This window comes from Lawsonibacter sp. OA9, from assembly GCF_022440585.1.
The window spans coordinates 171,475-186,784 of sequence record NZ_JAKNTI010000022.1; the positions used below are offsets into that span (position 1 = coordinate 171,475).

At 57.9% G+C, this 15,310-nt stretch carries 11 protein-coding genes; 8 read left to right on the forward strand and 3 right to left on the reverse strand.

Features of this window, described 5'->3' with window-relative positions:
• Positions 1–149: 149 nt before the first annotated feature.
• On the reverse strand, positions 150–1,160 hold the full coding sequence (gap, locus tag MCG44_RS01800; RefSeq protein ID WP_147573480.1) for a type I glyceraldehyde-3-phosphate dehydrogenase: 1,011 nt from the start codon (positions 1,158–1,160) through the stop codon (positions 150–152).
• Between the two features lie 368 nt (positions 1,161–1,528).
• Between gap and MCG44_RS01805 the strand changes: the two genes are divergently transcribed.
• The 3 genes from MCG44_RS01805 (at position 1,529) to MCG44_RS01815 (ending at position 5,751) form a co-directional block, all read left to right on the forward strand.
• Positions 1,529–2,578, forward strand: a complete 1,050-nt coding sequence (locus MCG44_RS01805) for a sensor histidine kinase (protein ID WP_240286495.1) — start codon at positions 1,529–1,531, stop codon at positions 2,576–2,578.
• 136 nt (positions 2,579–2,714) lie between these two features.
• Complete coding sequence (locus MCG44_RS01810) at positions 2,715–4,202, forward strand: DUF1846 domain-containing protein (RefSeq protein ID WP_186853384.1); 1,488 nt, start codon at positions 2,715–2,717, stop codon at positions 4,200–4,202.
• A gap of 19 nt (positions 4,203–4,221) precedes the next feature.
• Entirely contained in the window at positions 4,222–5,751 is a 1,530-nt protein-coding gene (locus tag MCG44_RS01815) for a DUF6056 family protein (protein ID WP_186853385.1), read from the forward strand.
• A gap of 41 nt (positions 5,752–5,792) precedes the next feature.
• On the opposite strand, the gene MCG44_RS01820 is transcribed toward MCG44_RS01815, so the two are convergent.
• Complete coding sequence (locus MCG44_RS01820) at positions 5,793–8,057, reverse strand: glycogen/starch/alpha-glucan phosphorylase (protein ID WP_240286496.1); 2,265 nt, start codon at positions 8,055–8,057, stop codon at positions 5,793–5,795.
• Positions 8,058–8,460: 403 nt separating this feature from the next.
• Between MCG44_RS01820 and MCG44_RS01825 the strand changes: the two genes are divergently transcribed.
• Together MCG44_RS01825 and MCG44_RS01830 are read left to right on the forward strand one after the other, a co-directional pair.
• Positions 8,461–10,029, forward strand: coding sequence for a right-handed parallel beta-helix repeat-containing protein (locus tag MCG44_RS01825; protein WP_240286498.1), 1,569 nt, complete (start codon positions 8,461–8,463; stop codon positions 10,027–10,029).
• Positions 10,030–10,038: 9 nt separating this feature from the next.
• Complete coding sequence (locus MCG44_RS01830; protein ID WP_240286500.1) at positions 10,039–11,502, forward strand: S-layer homology domain-containing protein; 1,464 nt, start codon at positions 10,039–10,041, stop codon at positions 11,500–11,502.
• Between the two features lie 55 nt (positions 11,503–11,557).
• Here MCG44_RS01830 and MCG44_RS01835 read toward each other — a convergent pair whose 3' ends face one another.
• Positions 11,558–12,313, reverse strand: coding sequence for a peptidoglycan DD-metalloendopeptidase family protein (locus MCG44_RS01835; RefSeq protein ID WP_240286502.1), 756 nt, complete (start codon positions 12,311–12,313; stop codon positions 11,558–11,560).
• A gap of 147 nt (positions 12,314–12,460) precedes the next feature.
• Here MCG44_RS01835 and MCG44_RS01840 point away from each other — a divergent pair, with 147 nt between their 5' ends.
• The 3 genes from MCG44_RS01840 to MCG44_RS01850 all read left to right on the forward strand — a co-directional run bounded on the left by MCG44_RS01840 (position 12,461) and on the right by MCG44_RS01850 (position 15,181).
• A complete protein-coding gene (locus tag MCG44_RS01840) occupies positions 12,461–13,711 on the forward strand; it encodes a M16 family metallopeptidase (protein WP_240286504.1) in 1,251 nt (416 codons plus the stop codon).
• A gap of 89 nt (positions 13,712–13,800) precedes the next feature.
• The gene (gene lspA, locus MCG44_RS01845) at positions 13,801–14,286 is read left to right on the forward strand and encodes a signal peptidase II (RefSeq protein WP_147572314.1); all 486 of its coding nucleotides are present in this window, start codon (positions 13,801–13,803) and stop codon (positions 14,284–14,286) included.
• Positions 14,273–15,181, forward strand: a complete 909-nt coding sequence (locus MCG44_RS01850) for an RluA family pseudouridine synthase (protein WP_240286507.1) — start codon at positions 14,273–14,275, stop codon at positions 15,179–15,181. Before lspA ends, MCG44_RS01850 begins: the two co-directional genes overlap by 14 nt.
• Positions 15,182–15,310 lie beyond the last annotated feature (129 nt).

Below are 15,310 nucleotides of genomic sequence, written 5' to 3' on the forward strand. Positions count from 1 at the left end.
GGGGCGTGAGGCCTTTCCCTCTGTCTAACACAAAAAACCGCCCCAGAGTGGGACGGTTTCATACATTTTTTGGAAATTATAATACTTCTATATTCAAAAAAAGAAAAAGGGCGCCGCGGCTGCGGCGCCCTGATCGAATCAGAAAAATCTTACTTGTGATCCACAGAGTACATGTGCTTGATGAGCTCCAGGACCTTGTTGGAGTAGCCAATCTCGTTGTCGTACCAGGACACGACCTTCACAAAGGTGTCGGTCAGGGCGATGCCGGCGTCGGCATCGAAGATGGAGGTACGGGGATCGCCCAGGAAGTCGCTGGACACCACAGCCTCGTCGGTGTAGCCCAGGATCCCCTTCAGTTCACCCTCGGAGGCGGCCTTCATAGCGGCACAGATCTCCTCATACTTTGCGGGCTTGGCCAGGTTAACGGTCAGGTCCACCACGGACACGTCCAGGGTGGGAACACGCATGGACATACCAGTCAGCTTGCCATTCAGCTCGGGGATGACCTTACCCACGGCCTTGGCGGCGCCAGTGGAGGAGGGGATAATGTTGCCGGAGGCGGCGCGGCCGCCGCGCCAGTCTTTCAGAGAGGGGCCGTCCACGGTCTTCTGGGTGGCGGTGGTGGAGTGGACAGTGGTCATCAGACCGTCGGTGATGCCCCAGTTATCGTTCAGAACCTTGGCGATGGGGGCCAGACAGTTGGTGGTGCAGGAGGCGTTAGACACGAACTTCATGTCGGGGGTGTACTTATCCAGGTTGACGCCGCAGACAAACATGGGAGTGTCGTCCTTGGAGGGGGCGGACATAACGACCTTCTTGGCGCCTGCGTCCAGGTGGCCCTGGGCCTTCTCTTTGGTCAGGAACAGGCCGGTAGACTCCACCACATACTCGGCGCCCAGTTTAGCCCAGGGCAGGTCAGCGGGGTTGCGCTCGGCGGAGACAGGGATCTCCTTGCCATTGACGATGATGGCGCTCTCAGTGTAGCCGATCTCGGCCTGGCAGTGGCCATGCATCGTATCATACTTCAGCATATAAGCCAGGTAGTCGGCGGGACACAGGTCGTTGATGCCAACGATCTCGATCTCGGGGTGGTTCAGGCTGGCGCGGAACACCATACGGCCGATGCGGCCAAACCCATTGATGCCAACTTTGATGCTCATGTTGAAAACTCCTTTTTTTCAAAGAATCAATATCTATTGCTTCCACTGGTATTATACCCCGTTTCAATGCCTTTTGATAGTGACTTTTTTCATATATTTCGGGAGGATTTTCCAATACTTTTCCGATAAAATTGGCAATTCGACAAGTTAAGCGAGGACTAGGTAGGATTTTCGGAGGTTCTTTGGCGTTAAGGCGGGGCTTATCCGCCGCTTTCCCCAAAGAGGCTGTTTTTCGACTTTTCTCTTGTTGCCAGTGGAAATTTTTGATATACTGGAAATGCGTCATGATAGCGGCGCAGGCAGCACATCCTAACCGTGCGGCTATCTTCGGTACGCGCCTTAAGAAACCCTGACCGAAAGGATGCGACATGATCGAATTAAACCTGTCTATTTTAGAAAATCTGCCAGAGGCGGCGGTCTATGTCGTGCTGGGACGGATCACGGCCATCAATCCCATGGCGGCCCACTATCTGCCCCAGTTGGAGATCGACGGACCGGTGCCCGGTTATCTGGACCTGCCCCGGTATGGCCCTAAGGGGGTTGGCACGTTTACCGCCGGACGGACCACCTATGCCTTCAGCCGTACAGACACAGGAGAGGGACAGTTGTTTTTGTTCCACCCCGCCCCACAGACGTCGCTGACAGACCTGCAGCTGGAGGGGACTATCCGGCAGATGCGGCAGCTGATGGCGGAATTTCTGACCCAGATCGGACCCATGACAGAGGGGGGAGAGGGGAAGCTCTCTACTGCGGCCCGGGAGAATTTCAGCAAGAGCTACCACCGGATGTTCCGACTGCTGAACAACCTAGATTTTGTCACTTCGGCTGCCGGGCCGGACGGCATCCCCTTCCGACCGTCCGTATTAGACCTGGCTGGGCTGTGCCGCCAGATCGCCCGGGACGCGGGCCAACTGCTTCAGCAGGACACCCACCTGGAGTACCGCTCTGACCTGCCCTCTCTGCTCATCCAGGGAGATATCCCCCTCCTTCAGCGTATGCTGCTGGGGCTGATCTCCAACTCGGTACAGACGATGAGGGGTGGCGTGGTGCTCCTCTCTCTGCGCCGTCAGGGTGACCGCGCTGTACTCTCCCTCACAGACAGCGGGGAGCGGCCCTCTGACCGGCAGTTGGCGGCCCTGTTGCAGCAGGACACTGATCAAGCTATCCCCCAGCCCGGCCAGGGGGCCGGACTGGGCCTGTCGGTAGTTCGGCACATCGCAGCCCTCCACAGGGGGACCATGCTGGTGGAGTGGGGTGAGAAGGCCCCGGTCATTCTCATCTCTCTGCCTGCTGGTGCCCAGGAGCGGCTTGCGGTGCGCACACCGGAGGTACAGCAGGATGGCGGCCTATCCCCACTGCTGGTAGAGTTGTCCGACGTGCTGCCCCCTCAGCTCTTTGGTCAGGAAGGGCTGGACTAAAATTCTTTTGCGGACGGCCCGGAATAAGAGTTCCGGGCCCCTTTTATGCCCGATAATTCTCGAAACCCCTTGACGGTCCCCGCCGCCCAGGGGTAAAATATCTTGTTTGTATTAGGAAAGAACGGGGGAGTCTTTTGTGAGCAAGACAGGCTTTGACAACCAGCGGTATCTGCAGCTCCAGTCCCAGCATATCCAGGACCGAATCGATCAATTCGGGGGCAAGCTGTATCTGGAATTCGGGGGCAAGCTCTTCGACGACTACCATGCGTCCCGCGTCCTGCCCGGCTTCGCACCGGACAGCAAGGTCCGGATGCTGGAGAAGCTGAAGGACAAGGCGGAGATTCTCATTGCCATCAAGGCCGGCGATATCGAAAAGAACAAGGTCCGTGGGGACCTGGGTATCACCTATGACAGCGAGGTACTGCGCCTCATCGATATTTTCCGGGGCAGGGGCCTGTTCGTGGGCAGCGTGGTGGTGACCCAGTATACCGGCCAGCCTGCCGCCGACGCCTTCCAGTCCCGGCTGGAGCAGTTAGGCGTCAAAGTGTACCGCCACTACCCCATCGCCGGCTATCCCCATAATATCACAAAGATCGTCAGCGACGAGGGCTTTGGAAAAAATGACTATGTGGAGACCAGCCATCCCCTGGTGGTGGTCACCGCCCCCGGCCCGGGGAGCGGGAAGATGGCCACATGCCTCTCCCAGCTCTACCATGAGCACAAGCGGGGCATTGTGGCCGGCTATGCCAAATTTGAGACCTTCCCCGTCTGGAACCTTCCGCTGAAGCATCCGGTAAACCTGGCCTACGAGGCGGCGACCGCGGACCTGGACGACGTGAATATGATCGATCCCTTCCATCTTCAGGCCTATGGGCAGACCACCGTCAACTACAACCGGGACGTGGAGGTATTCCCCGTTCTGGCGGCCATGTTTGAAAAGATTACCGGAAGCTGCCCCTATAAGTCCCCCACTGATATGGGGGTGAATATGGCAGGCAACTGCATCACTGACGATCCGGTGTGCCGGGAGGCCGCCTGTCAGGAGATCGTCCGCCGCTACTATGAGGCCCTGTGCGATCAGCGCCAGGGCCGTGGCTCGGAGGACACGGTATACAAGCTGGAGCTTCTGATGCAGCAGGCCGGCGTCACCCCCGATATCCGCCCTGTGGTGGCAGCGGCCGCCCACATGGCCGAGGAGACCGGCGAGCCCGCCATGGCCATCCAGCTGGCAGACGGCACTATGGTCACCGGAAAGACCTCAGAGCTGATGGGCTGCTCCGCCGCCGCCCTGCTTAACGCCTTGAAATATCTGTCCGGCGCGGGAGGCCACGGAATCCATCTCATTGCCCAGTCCGCCATTGAGCCCATCCAGACCGTGAAGGTCAAGCATCTGGGTTCAGCCAACCCCCGTCTCCACAGTGACGAGGTGCTTATCGCCTTGGCCTCCTCGGCCAACGCCGATCCCAAGGCCGCCAGGGCCCTGGATCATCTGGAAGAATTAGGGGGATGTCAGGCCCACTGCACCGTCATCCTCTCCCCCGCCGACGCAGTGACCTATAAAAAGTTGGGCCTTCAGCTCACCTGTGAGCCCCAGTACCAGACCAACAAACTCTATCACCGGTAACATGAAGGGTGGCGTTGGCTTGTCCAAACGAAGTTCAGCAGAGACAGCGCTCCTTCTGGGGGCGCTGGTCTTCTATCTGTATATTGCCTGGTCGGTGCCATACAGTACCACGGACGATCTGCAGTGGGGCATGGACCAGGGGCTGCGCTGGTGGCTCCAGGGATCGCTGAACAGCCGGTATGTGGGTAATTTCTTTGCCGTTGCCATGTGCCATTCTCCACTGGTCAAAACTCTGATCATGGGGCTGACCATGTTCGCTATCCCTCTCCTAATGGCCCGACTGGCGGCTCGTGGGGAAGAGCGGTCCCTCCTGCCCATTTATCTGGCCTCCAGCGCGGGGCTGCTGCTCATGCCGCCCGTCATGTGGCAGGAGACCTACGCATGGGTGTCCGGATTTGGCAACTATGTAGTGCCCACCCTCTTATTTCTGGTATGGCTGCTTCTGGTACGCCGCATCGTGGATAGGGGCGGACATCGTCTGCTCTGGGCTGTTCTTTTCCTTGCCCTTGAGGTGGTTATGGGGCTGTTCGTGGAAAATTTGACCTTGCTGTTTTTGGGGGCCGCTCTGCTGACCGCCCTCTGCTCCTTGGGAAACAAATCCGCGCGTTTGCCCCTGTGGGCGGGATTCTTAGGCTCCGCCCTGGCAGCGGCCATCATCTTTGGCGGCGGTTCTTTTTCCCAGCTACTTTTGGAAGGCTCCGCCCTCAACGGTCTGCGTGACCTGACCTTCGACTGGTCTGGGGGCCTCCCAGCGGCTTTGACTGGTATCCTGGAACAGTATTTCGTCCGCCTGCTGCCTATCAGTTTCCTGCGGGGGCCCCATATCGCCCTGCCCTCGGCGGTCATCCTTGCCCTCGGCTTCTGGAACAGCCGGCTCCGTCCCCTGGCGCTTCTGGGGCTTCTGCCGCTGGGTTACCACGGGCTGCTCCTCCAGACTGAGGAATACGACACTCCCGTTCGAGTTGCCGTCAGCGCCCTGATCTGGGCCCTGGTCCTTTTGGCCCCGTTGGTTCAGCGGACAGAACCTAGTGTAAAGCTCGGCCGGTTCCTCCTCTGCTTGGCCGCCCCACTGTCCTTACTCCCCCTGGCCGCTACCACTACCCTGGGCCAGCGGCTGTATTTTTTCCCCATGGCCATGCTGATTCTGACCGCCGCCGATATGGCCGCCCCGCTGCTCGCCCGTTGGCCCGTCCAGCTCCTGACCAGTGGGGCGCTGGCGGCTCTGATGATCTGCTGGGGGTGGATGCACTGGACAGTGCTGGGCTGTACAACATTGCGGGAGGAACTCACCTCCCAGGCGGTGGAACAGGGAAACGACACCCTGATCCTGCCTACCGACCGGTACGAGAGGGTGGTCTGGCACACCCGAAACCCCTGGAATGTGGAGTACGCCGACTACTACCGCCAGTTTTATCACATCCCCGACCAGGTAACGCTGGTCATCCTGCCCGCCGGCTCCTATGAGTGCTGGCCGGATGTTGACCCGGAACAGTGGGAACGGAGGCTGGAATTTTTCCCCTCCAAGGACTACACCCCCTCCTTGCCCTAAGAGGAAGACCGCTCCCCCAGCAATGCCGGGGGAGCGGTCTTTCATTTCAGGCGCCAGATGTCCTGATCATATTCCTGGATGGTCCGGTCAGAGGAGAAGTAGCCCGACCTGGCGATGTTGACCAGCATCTTTTTGGCCCAGCCCTGCCGGTCGCCGTAGTCACCCACGCACTGGTCCCTGGCGGCGATGTAGTCCTCTGTGTCCAGCAGCGCCATGAACCAGTCCTTGCACTTCATATCATTCCACAGGGCCGACAGGCAGGCAGGGTCCCCGATGGATAGCAGCTCCGGGGACACCAGGAAGTCCACCAGCTCCTCGATGCTCGGACGGTGGTAGAGGTCCAGCGGCCGATAGCTTCCTTCATCGTACATTTGGATGACCTGGCCGCTCTGTACGCCGAAGGTGTAGATATTCTCTGGCCCCACCAGCTGGGCGATCTCTACATTAGCTCCATCCATTGTTCCTAGTGTGACCGCCCCGTTAGCCATGAACTTCATGTTCCCGGTGCCGCTGGCTTCCTTGGAGGCCAGGGAGATCTGCTCCGAGATATCACAGGCGGGGATCAGCCGCTCCGCCCAGGTCACATTGTAGTTCTCCACCATGGCCACCCGGAGCCATGGGCGGACCTGGGGGTCCCGCTCGATGAGCTGCTGGAGGCAGAGGATCAGATGGATGATGTGCTTTGCCATGGTATAGGCCGGGGCGGCCTTGGCCCCAAAGAGGACGCTCACCGGCCGCTGGGGCAGCCGGCCCGCCTTGATATCCAGATACTTCCGAATGATATACAGGGCGTTCATCTGCTGCCGCTTGTACTCATGGAGCCGCTTGATCTGGATGTCAAAGATAGACTGTGGGTCCAGGGCGATGGACTGCTCGGCCCACAACAGGCGGCAGAGCTGATTCTTGTTGTCCTGCTTGATAGCCAGCAGCCGCTCCAGCACCGCCGGATCGTCCCCGAAGTTCAACAGGTCCTCTAGCTGCCGGGGGTCCTTCCGCCAGCCGCCGCCGATGCACTGGTCGATAAGGCCCGCCAGGCTGGGATTACAGGCCTCCAGCCACCGGCGGAAGGTAATGCCGTTGGTCTTGTTGTTGAACTTCTGGGGGTAGAGGTCGTAAAAGGGCTTCAGCTCAGACTCTTTGAGGATCTGGGTGTGGAGAGCGGCCACCCCGTTGACGGAAAAGCCGTAGTGGATGTCCATGTGTGCCATGTGGACCAGCCCTTGGCTGTCCAGAATGGCCACACGGGGATCTGGATGGTCCTCCCGGACCCGGCGGTCCAGCTCTTGGATAATAGGGACCAGTTGAGGCGCCACATCCTGGAGAAAGGAAAGGGGCCACTTTTCCAGTGCCTCCGCCAAAATTGTGTGGTTGGTATAGGCACAGGTGCGGGACACCTGATCAATGGCCTCATCCATAGACAGTCCCCGGTCCGTAAGCAGGCGGATCAGCTCCGGGATGACCATAGAGGGGTGGGTGTCGTTGATTTGGATGACCACATGATCAGAGAGCTGACGGGGAGAAAAGCCCCGTTCCTCCAGTTCCGTCAGTATGAGCTGGGCGCCGGCGGATACCATGAAGTACTGCTGGTAGACCCGAAGCCGCCGGCCCGCCTCGTCGCTGTCATCGGGATAGAGGAAGGAGGTCAGGCGGTGGGCAATGTCCTCCTTGTCGAAGCTGATGCCTACCCAGGGCTGAGGAGCGGGCCGCTCCACGTCGAAGAGGTGGAGGCGGTTGGCGCACCCGCTGCCCGCGCCAGGAACGACGATATCATAGAGGACCGCAGTCAAATCAAAACCACCGAATGGGACAGAGAAGGTCCGGCCGGTGGCGATGAGCCAGCTGTCCGGCTGGATCCAGGGGTCCGGCTCCTCCGCCTGCTTGTTATGGACGAACTTCTGCCGGAACAGGCCATAGTGGTAGTTGAGTCCAACCCCGTCCCCAGGCAGCCCCAAGGCGGCGATAGAGTCCAGAAAGCAGGCAGCCAACCGGCCCAGGCCGCCGTTGCCCAGAGAGGGCTCCGGCTCCATAGACTCAATGATCCCCAGGTCACGGCCCAGGTCGGACAGTATCTTCTTCACCGGGTCATAGAGGCCCAGCGCCAGCAGATTGTTGGACAACAGCTTGCCCATCAAAAACTCGGCGGAAAAATAGTACAGCTTCCGGCCGCTGTCCGGAGCGGGGAGGCTTTGAGCCATCTGTTGGGTAAGGAGTAGCAGCCCCTCATAGAGCTGGCCGTCGTCACACTGGTCCGGGGCGCGGCCAAACCGCTCTTGTGTCAGCTGCCAAAACCTCTCTTTCAATTCCATGATAGGATCTCCTCTCTGGCCCCAAGGGGGGCCGGAAATGGGAACAAGTTCCAATTCGGCCAACAGTATATCAGTAAGAACCATGGCACGTCAAATCTTTTGAAAAGATTTTTCCCAAATTTTACATAGATATTAGAACTTTCTACCTATTTTTGAAAATCAACACCTTCCAGATGAAATTTTTTATGAGAAATCCATGGCGCTGGTCTTGTGGATATTTTAAGGAGTAGAACGCAAAAAATAAAAAAGTGTACTTTTTGGAATCGAAGATTATGATAAAATTTGTAGCTAAATAGTTGCTTTTTCCTTGCGTGAATGCTATATTTTTTATTGTAAAGGTGTGCTTTCTCAAATTTGGGAAAGTACACATTTTCAAATTGGATTAAGGGGGATCTTGAAAACAATGAAGAAGCAAATCATGGCAAAAATATTGGCTGTAATAATTGTGATGACTTTTGTTCCTTCGAATGTTTTTGCGACCGAACCGCAAGGGGATGCCGAATTCAATTATGTTTATGAAGACGGCGTAGTTTACAAGCAAAACGGTGAAGAAACAAAAACTGAGCTGACCGGCGACGAACTGGCTGAGTTTAGCGGTGTCAGTCTGCACGGCATCGCGGATTTTAATGGGAAGGTATTTCCTACAATGGAAGCCGCCGTTAGCGCGGTCAGCGCAAAGCTGGCAGAAACAGGCGGCTTAGGGCAAGATGGATTAACAGAGGAAGAATTTAACGCGTTGTACACCGATAAAGTGCCAGAAGATAGCGAGCACCAAGGTGTCAGCCTGACGTGGACTATATTTGGAGAGGTCCAGCTTCCCAGCACTTTGAATCAATATTATTTGTCTGGAGGCCGACAAGCCGCATGGTACGGCAGTGTTGATAGGAGTATCCGCGCCATCAATATCGTAGGTTATGATGACAATGCCTCCATCGACATTGAAAAGCCCCTGAAAATGCCCTATCTGTGGTGGGGAGAAACCGCGGATGACTTTATGGCTCTCTCAATTAAAAATTTGACCTTAGACTGCGCAAAGGTCAATGCGGCAGGATCTTTTGCCATTGAGGCTAATTACAAATCGGGGTTTGACACCACCCTAGATAACTGTAATATTCAGGGCTCCATACACTACTACTTTCATGGAAAAGGCAATGTGACCGTCAATGATTGTAATTTTGATGGGAACGGCAGTACAGCATCCTATGCATTCTTTGCGCAGGGGCACGAAACGGAACCCTTGGCGGTTCAGTTTACGAACAACACGGTATCTGGATATCCCAGGGGGATCAACATTGATCAGGCAACAGCGGACGCCGTCATTTCCGGAAATACCATTACTCCGGGTGTGGGATATTCCGCTGTTCAGATCTCTGGTTGTCAGACCATTTTAATTGAGAATAACACTATTTATGATCAAGGAAACGCGATTACTCTGCATGTGAATCTGGCAAACAATCAAATAGACAACCGGGAGATCACCGTTAAAAACAACAAGATATACAGCGTAGATGGTGTGCAGGGTTATTTGATTTATGACGACATTAGCGCAACGAATAAAGACGGGGAATATTTCACGCTTGTCTGGGAGGGCAACGCTGTTGACAGTGGGATAATCTCCGATCAGGGCATCAAAGGATCAGAGGTATACGACCTCTCCAGTTATGTGAGCAGTGTCCTTTCTCCCGTAGCCAAGATTGGAAATGTGGGATACAACTCCTTGCAGGCCGCCTTGGACGATGCTCAGAACGGAGACACGGTCCAGATCCTGCCTGGCACCCATTCGGAAGCTATCACTATGCCCTTAACAAACATTACAGTGCAGGGCCCGGAGGACCATACAGCCATTTTGACCGGCGGTATTTCCTTCGCCGGAGGGTCGGCCAGTGGACTGAATATGACCATCGAGGACCTGGTATTCGACGGCAAAGGAATCAGCCTGACGGCCTGGACCCAAACCACCGATCTGGACTAGGTAGGGGCTTTGGTTTTCCGTGACAATGAGTTCCGGAATATAACCGGCGACAATATCTATGCCATCCATATCAATAATGGCGACTCTCCTATCAGCGGGCTGACCATCACCCAAAATCAATTCAGCGGCGCCCAGGATAGCACTAAAAACGGCGGCGTGTATGCCACAGTCTGCGGCACAGCTACAATTACGAATAACATTTTTGCGAATATGGGATTCAATGGAATCACCCTATCAGGTTCTGACGGAATCAAAACTGTTGTTATCTCTGACAACAAATTTGACCAGTGGGCCACTCATGGCACTGGCGAGAAGGACGGCCGCGCGATGAGACTGTCCAATCTGTCCGACGCCACTACCTTGGATATTACCAAAAACAGTTTTATCTGCGATACCATGCAGGAGGAGATCATCAAGGTCACCGAGCTGGGCGCGGAGCAGGACATCGACCTGAGCTATTGCTATTGGAATGGCTTAAATCCTGATGAGATCATTGGCGAAGGCCAGGGAAAGATCCTGCTAGTACGAGATGACACGACAGAAGAAGGGACAAATGAAAACACACAACTAGGTCCTTACTACACCGCGCCTACTATGCGCCCTGAAGATCTGAACACTTATGTCCCCTCCTCCAGTGGTGGAGGCGGCGGCTCCAGCAGCTACTCCGTCAGCGTGGACAAGAACATTGACAACGGCAGTGTGACCGTGTCCCCCAAGAGCGCCTCCAGCGGCCGGACGGTGACCATCACCGTCAAGGCCGACGAGGGCTATGAGCTGGACGAGCTGACCGTCACCGACAAGAACGGGAACGAGATCGAGCTGACCGACAAGGGCGATGGCAAGTATACCTTCAAGATGCCCCGGTCCAAGGTGACCATTGAGGCCTCCTTCGTGGAGATCGACCACCAGGATACCTGCCCCGCCGCCGGCTTCCGGGATGTGGACGAGGACGCCTGGTACCATGAGGCGGTGGATTACGCCCTGGACAACGGCCTGATGTCCGGTGTGTCCGACCGGGAGTTCGCCCCCGGCAGCACCCTGACCCGCGCCATGGTGGCCCAGATGCTGTACAGCCTGGAGGGCAAGCCCGCGGCCGGCAGCGCTGACTTCGCTGACGTGGCGGAGGACGCCTGGTACGCCGACGCCATTTCCTGGGCGGCTGGTGAGGGCATCGTGTCCGGCTATGGCGACACCTTCGGCCCCAACGATCCCATTACACGGGAGCAGCTGGCGGCCATCCTGTACCGCTACGCCCAGAACGAGGGGTACAAGACCAGCCAGAGCGGCAAGGGGACAGAGGGCTATCTGGACGCCTCCTCCATCTCCAGCTATGCCGTGAAGGCCATGGACTGGGCGGTGAACGCCGGTCTGCTGTCCGGCAAGGGGAACAACACCCTGGCGCCTACCGCCGGGGCCACCCGTGCCGAGGTAGCACAGATCTTTATGAACTTCTGTGAGAACATTGCCAAGTAAGCGGACATTAAAATAAGAGGAAAGGGCCTCTGCCGAATGGCAGAGGCCCTTTTGTTCATCGCTGGGGCAGGTATTCGGCGGGGTCTACCACCACACCGTCCACCGCAGTCTCCAGATGGAGGTGGGAGCCCATGTTGCTCTCCGCGATGGCTGTGGCACCGACGGTGGCAATCGCGGTACCTGTTTCCACCGTATCTCCCTCCGCAACCAGGACCTGGTCTAGGTTACAGTAGGTTGAGGTCAGGTCGTTCCCATGGTCAATGACCACGGACGTACCCATCAGGCCATCTTCAAAGACCTGGACCACAGTGCCGTCGCCCATGGCTAGCACCTGGGTGCCCGCCTGGACAGAGAGATCCAACCCTCCATGGGTACGCCAGTCCCCAAGTGTGGGGTCCAGCAGCAGCGTCTCCACACTGAACTCCCGTAAGATTTCTCCCTTTACAGGCCAGGTGAAAACGGTGGTGGTAGGCTTGTCCTCTTGGGGCGTGGTTTCGGCGGGCTGCTTGACCGGCTCTGGGTCATCCGGCTGGGTCACCGGTTCCGGATTGCCGGTGGGCTGGTCATCCGGCTTTGATGAGACCGGCGGGGTAATGGTGCCCGCGGGATCGGGCCCGTTGGCCTCGGAGTCAGGCAGGACCACGGTGGGGTTTCCGGTCACCGGCGAGGTCCCACCCATATCACCGGCGATGGAGTTGAGGAGATAATAGCCCGAGATTCCTATGGTGGCGACGCACAGGAACAGGACTATGTAAAAGCCCTTTCCCAGCATGAAGTCGCCCAGACGTTGTATCAGGTTTCGATTCTTCACAAAATGCACCTCCGAAGCCTATTGTGGACAGCGGAAGGAGTGGTTATACATGGCAGGCAAAAATTTTCTGGCCGGGCCGGCCATGGACGAATCCTTCTTTTTATGGTATACTGCTTAAAAATCAATTACAGTTCTCGGGAGGTCCAGATGTATCAAGAACTAACACTGTCTAATGGAGCCCGGATTCTACTAGAGCGGGTGGCCGGCGTGCGGTCGGCGGCCTTGGGCTTTTTTGTCGGCGCTGGCTCCCGACACGAATCGGCTGTGGAGAATGGGGCCGCCCACTTCATTGAGCATATGCTGTTCAAAGGGACAGCCCGCCGGTCCGCTGCCCAGCTGGCCCGAGACATGGACGCCATTGGCGGTCAGGTCAACGCCTATACCACCAAGGAGCACACCTGCTTCTACGCCCGGAGCCTTGACCGTCACCTGGACCAGGCCCTGGATATTTTGAGCGACATGCTCTTTCACTCCAGATTCGCCCAGAAGGATGTGGAGATGGAGCGGAGCGTCATCCTAGAGGAGATCGGAATGTATGAGGACGCCCCGGACGACCTGGTATCCGAGCGGCTGGCCGCCGCCGTGTACAAGGGATCCCCCCTGGCCCGTCCCATCCTAGGCACCCAATCCACCCTGGCCCCCATGACCGGAGCGTGGCTAGACCAGTGGCGGCGGGAGCACTACCGACCAGGAGTCCTGGTTGCCGCCCTGGCAGGCAGCTTTACGGACAGCCAAGTGGACAAGCTGAAGGACTGCCTGTCCGCTCTGGAGCCGGGGGTCGCTCCTGTCCAGAAGCCAGCCGCCTACCGCCCGGCGGTCACCGCCCGGAAGAAGGCCATTGAGCAAAACCACCTGATCCTGGCCTTTCCCTCCCCGACCTATCTGGACCCCAGGCGGCGGCAGCTCCAGCTGCTCAACGCCCTGCTGGGGGGAGGGTGCTCCTCGCGCCTGTTTCAAGAGGTCCGGGAGAAGCGCGGCCTGTGCTATACCGTCTACTCCTATGTGGCCGACCACCAGGATACAGGGCTTCTTGGCATCTATACCGCCGTTGGAAAAGAGCAGGAGCGCCAGGCCCTGGACACGGTCCGGGACGTAGTGGAGCGGCTGCTCCAGGAGGGGCCGTCCCAGGAGGAGCTTGACCGGGCCCGTGAGCAGGCCAAGGCCAATCTCCTGATGGGCGCTGAGTCTATTCAGGCCCGGATGAGCCACCTGGGGGCCTCCGCCCTCCTGTACGGCAGGGTGCAGGAGACCGAGGAGATCATCTCCCTCTATGACAGCGCCACCCGGGCGCAGTTGAGGGATCTGGCCCGTGAGATCTTCCACTGGGACCTGGCCTCCCTGTCCGCTTTAGGACGGGTGGAGGCCGGGGACCAGTACCGCCGCTGGCTGGAGGGGTGATTTTTCTCCCGCTTTTTGGAAAAGGGGCTTTTTCTCGCCCGGTCCATGTGTTATGATAGAAAAAAAGAACGTGCCTGGAGGAGAAGTCCATGCCCTATGCCATCCTTGCGGCTGTCCTGGTGGCCCTGGATCAGCTGGTGAAATATCTGGTCCTGCAAAACATTGAGCTGGGGGCCCATGTGCCCTTTATTCCCCATCTGCTGGAACTGACCTATGTAAAAAATACTGGGGCGGCCTTTTCTATTTTTTCCGAGCACACCTGGCTGCTCGCCCTGGTGTCCCTGGTCATGTCCGTGCTGCTGGCCCTGGCTATCTGGAAGAATTTTTTTCATCATCCACTGGGAAAGGTCATCCTGACCCTGCTGCTGGCCGGGGCGGTGGGCAACCTTATCGACCGGGTCTTCAGGGGCTTCGTGGTGGATATGTTCAACGTGCTGTTCATGAATTTTGCCGTCTTTAATGTGGCGGACATCTGTGTGGTGGTGGGGGGCATTGCCGCCGCCCTCTACTATCTCTTTCTGGCGGATAAATTGGAGCCCCATCCGGGCAGGGAGACTGACGATGATCCCGCTTGATCTGACGGCCGACCGGGAGGGGGAGCGGTTGGACGCCTTTTTGGCCCGCTCTGTCCCCGACCTGACCCGCTCCGCCGCCCAGCGGCTGCTGGAGCGGGGGGCGGTCACCCTCCGGGGCCGGGCCGCCAAAAAAAATGACAAGACCAGGCTTGGGGACAGCCTAACAGTCTGTCTGCCCGAACCACAGCCCGTAGACCTGGTCCCCCAGGACATCCCTTTGGATGTAATCTATGAGGATGACGATGTGATTGTGGTCAACAAGCCGGTGGGGCTGGTGGTCCATCCGGCACCCGGACACCCAGACGGGACCCTGGTCAACGCCCTGCTGTACCACTGTGGGACCTCTCTCTCCGGAATCAACGGGGAGCTTCGCCCCGGCATCGTCCACCGCATTGACCGGGACACCTCTGGCCTGATCGTCGCCGCTAAAAACGACCGTGCCCATCTGGCCCTGGCCGCCCAGCTCCAGGATCACTCCCTGGCCCGGGTGTACGAGGCGGTGGCGGTGGGAGGCTTTCGGGAAGACTGTGGCACTGTGGACGCTCCCATCGGCCGCCATCCGGTGGACCGGAAAAAGATGGCCGTTGACCGCAAAAACGGCCGGGAGGCGGTGACCCACTGGTCCGTTCTGGCCCGCTATCCTGGCTATACCCATGTGGAGTGCCGGCTGGAAACAGGCCGTACCCACCAGATTCGGGTCCATCTGGCCTCCATCGGCCATCCGCTGCTGGGGGATACGGTGTACGGCAGCAAAAAGCCATGGCCCGGACTGGTCGGCCAATGCCTGCACGCCCGCAGGCTCCGGTTCGTCCACCCTTCCACCGGGGAGCCGCTGGAACTGGAGTGTCCGCTGCCTGATTGGTTCCGGGATGTCTTGGAAAAGCTGGAACATTAAAAGCTCCTGTGCTGGCCTATGGCCGATACAGGAGCTTTTTCATGGGTATCTGGATTTCCATACCAGAATCACAGGAGCGGCGGGCTTTTTCCCTTGCTGAAAGCGGCGGGCAAATATGATTTGCTTGTC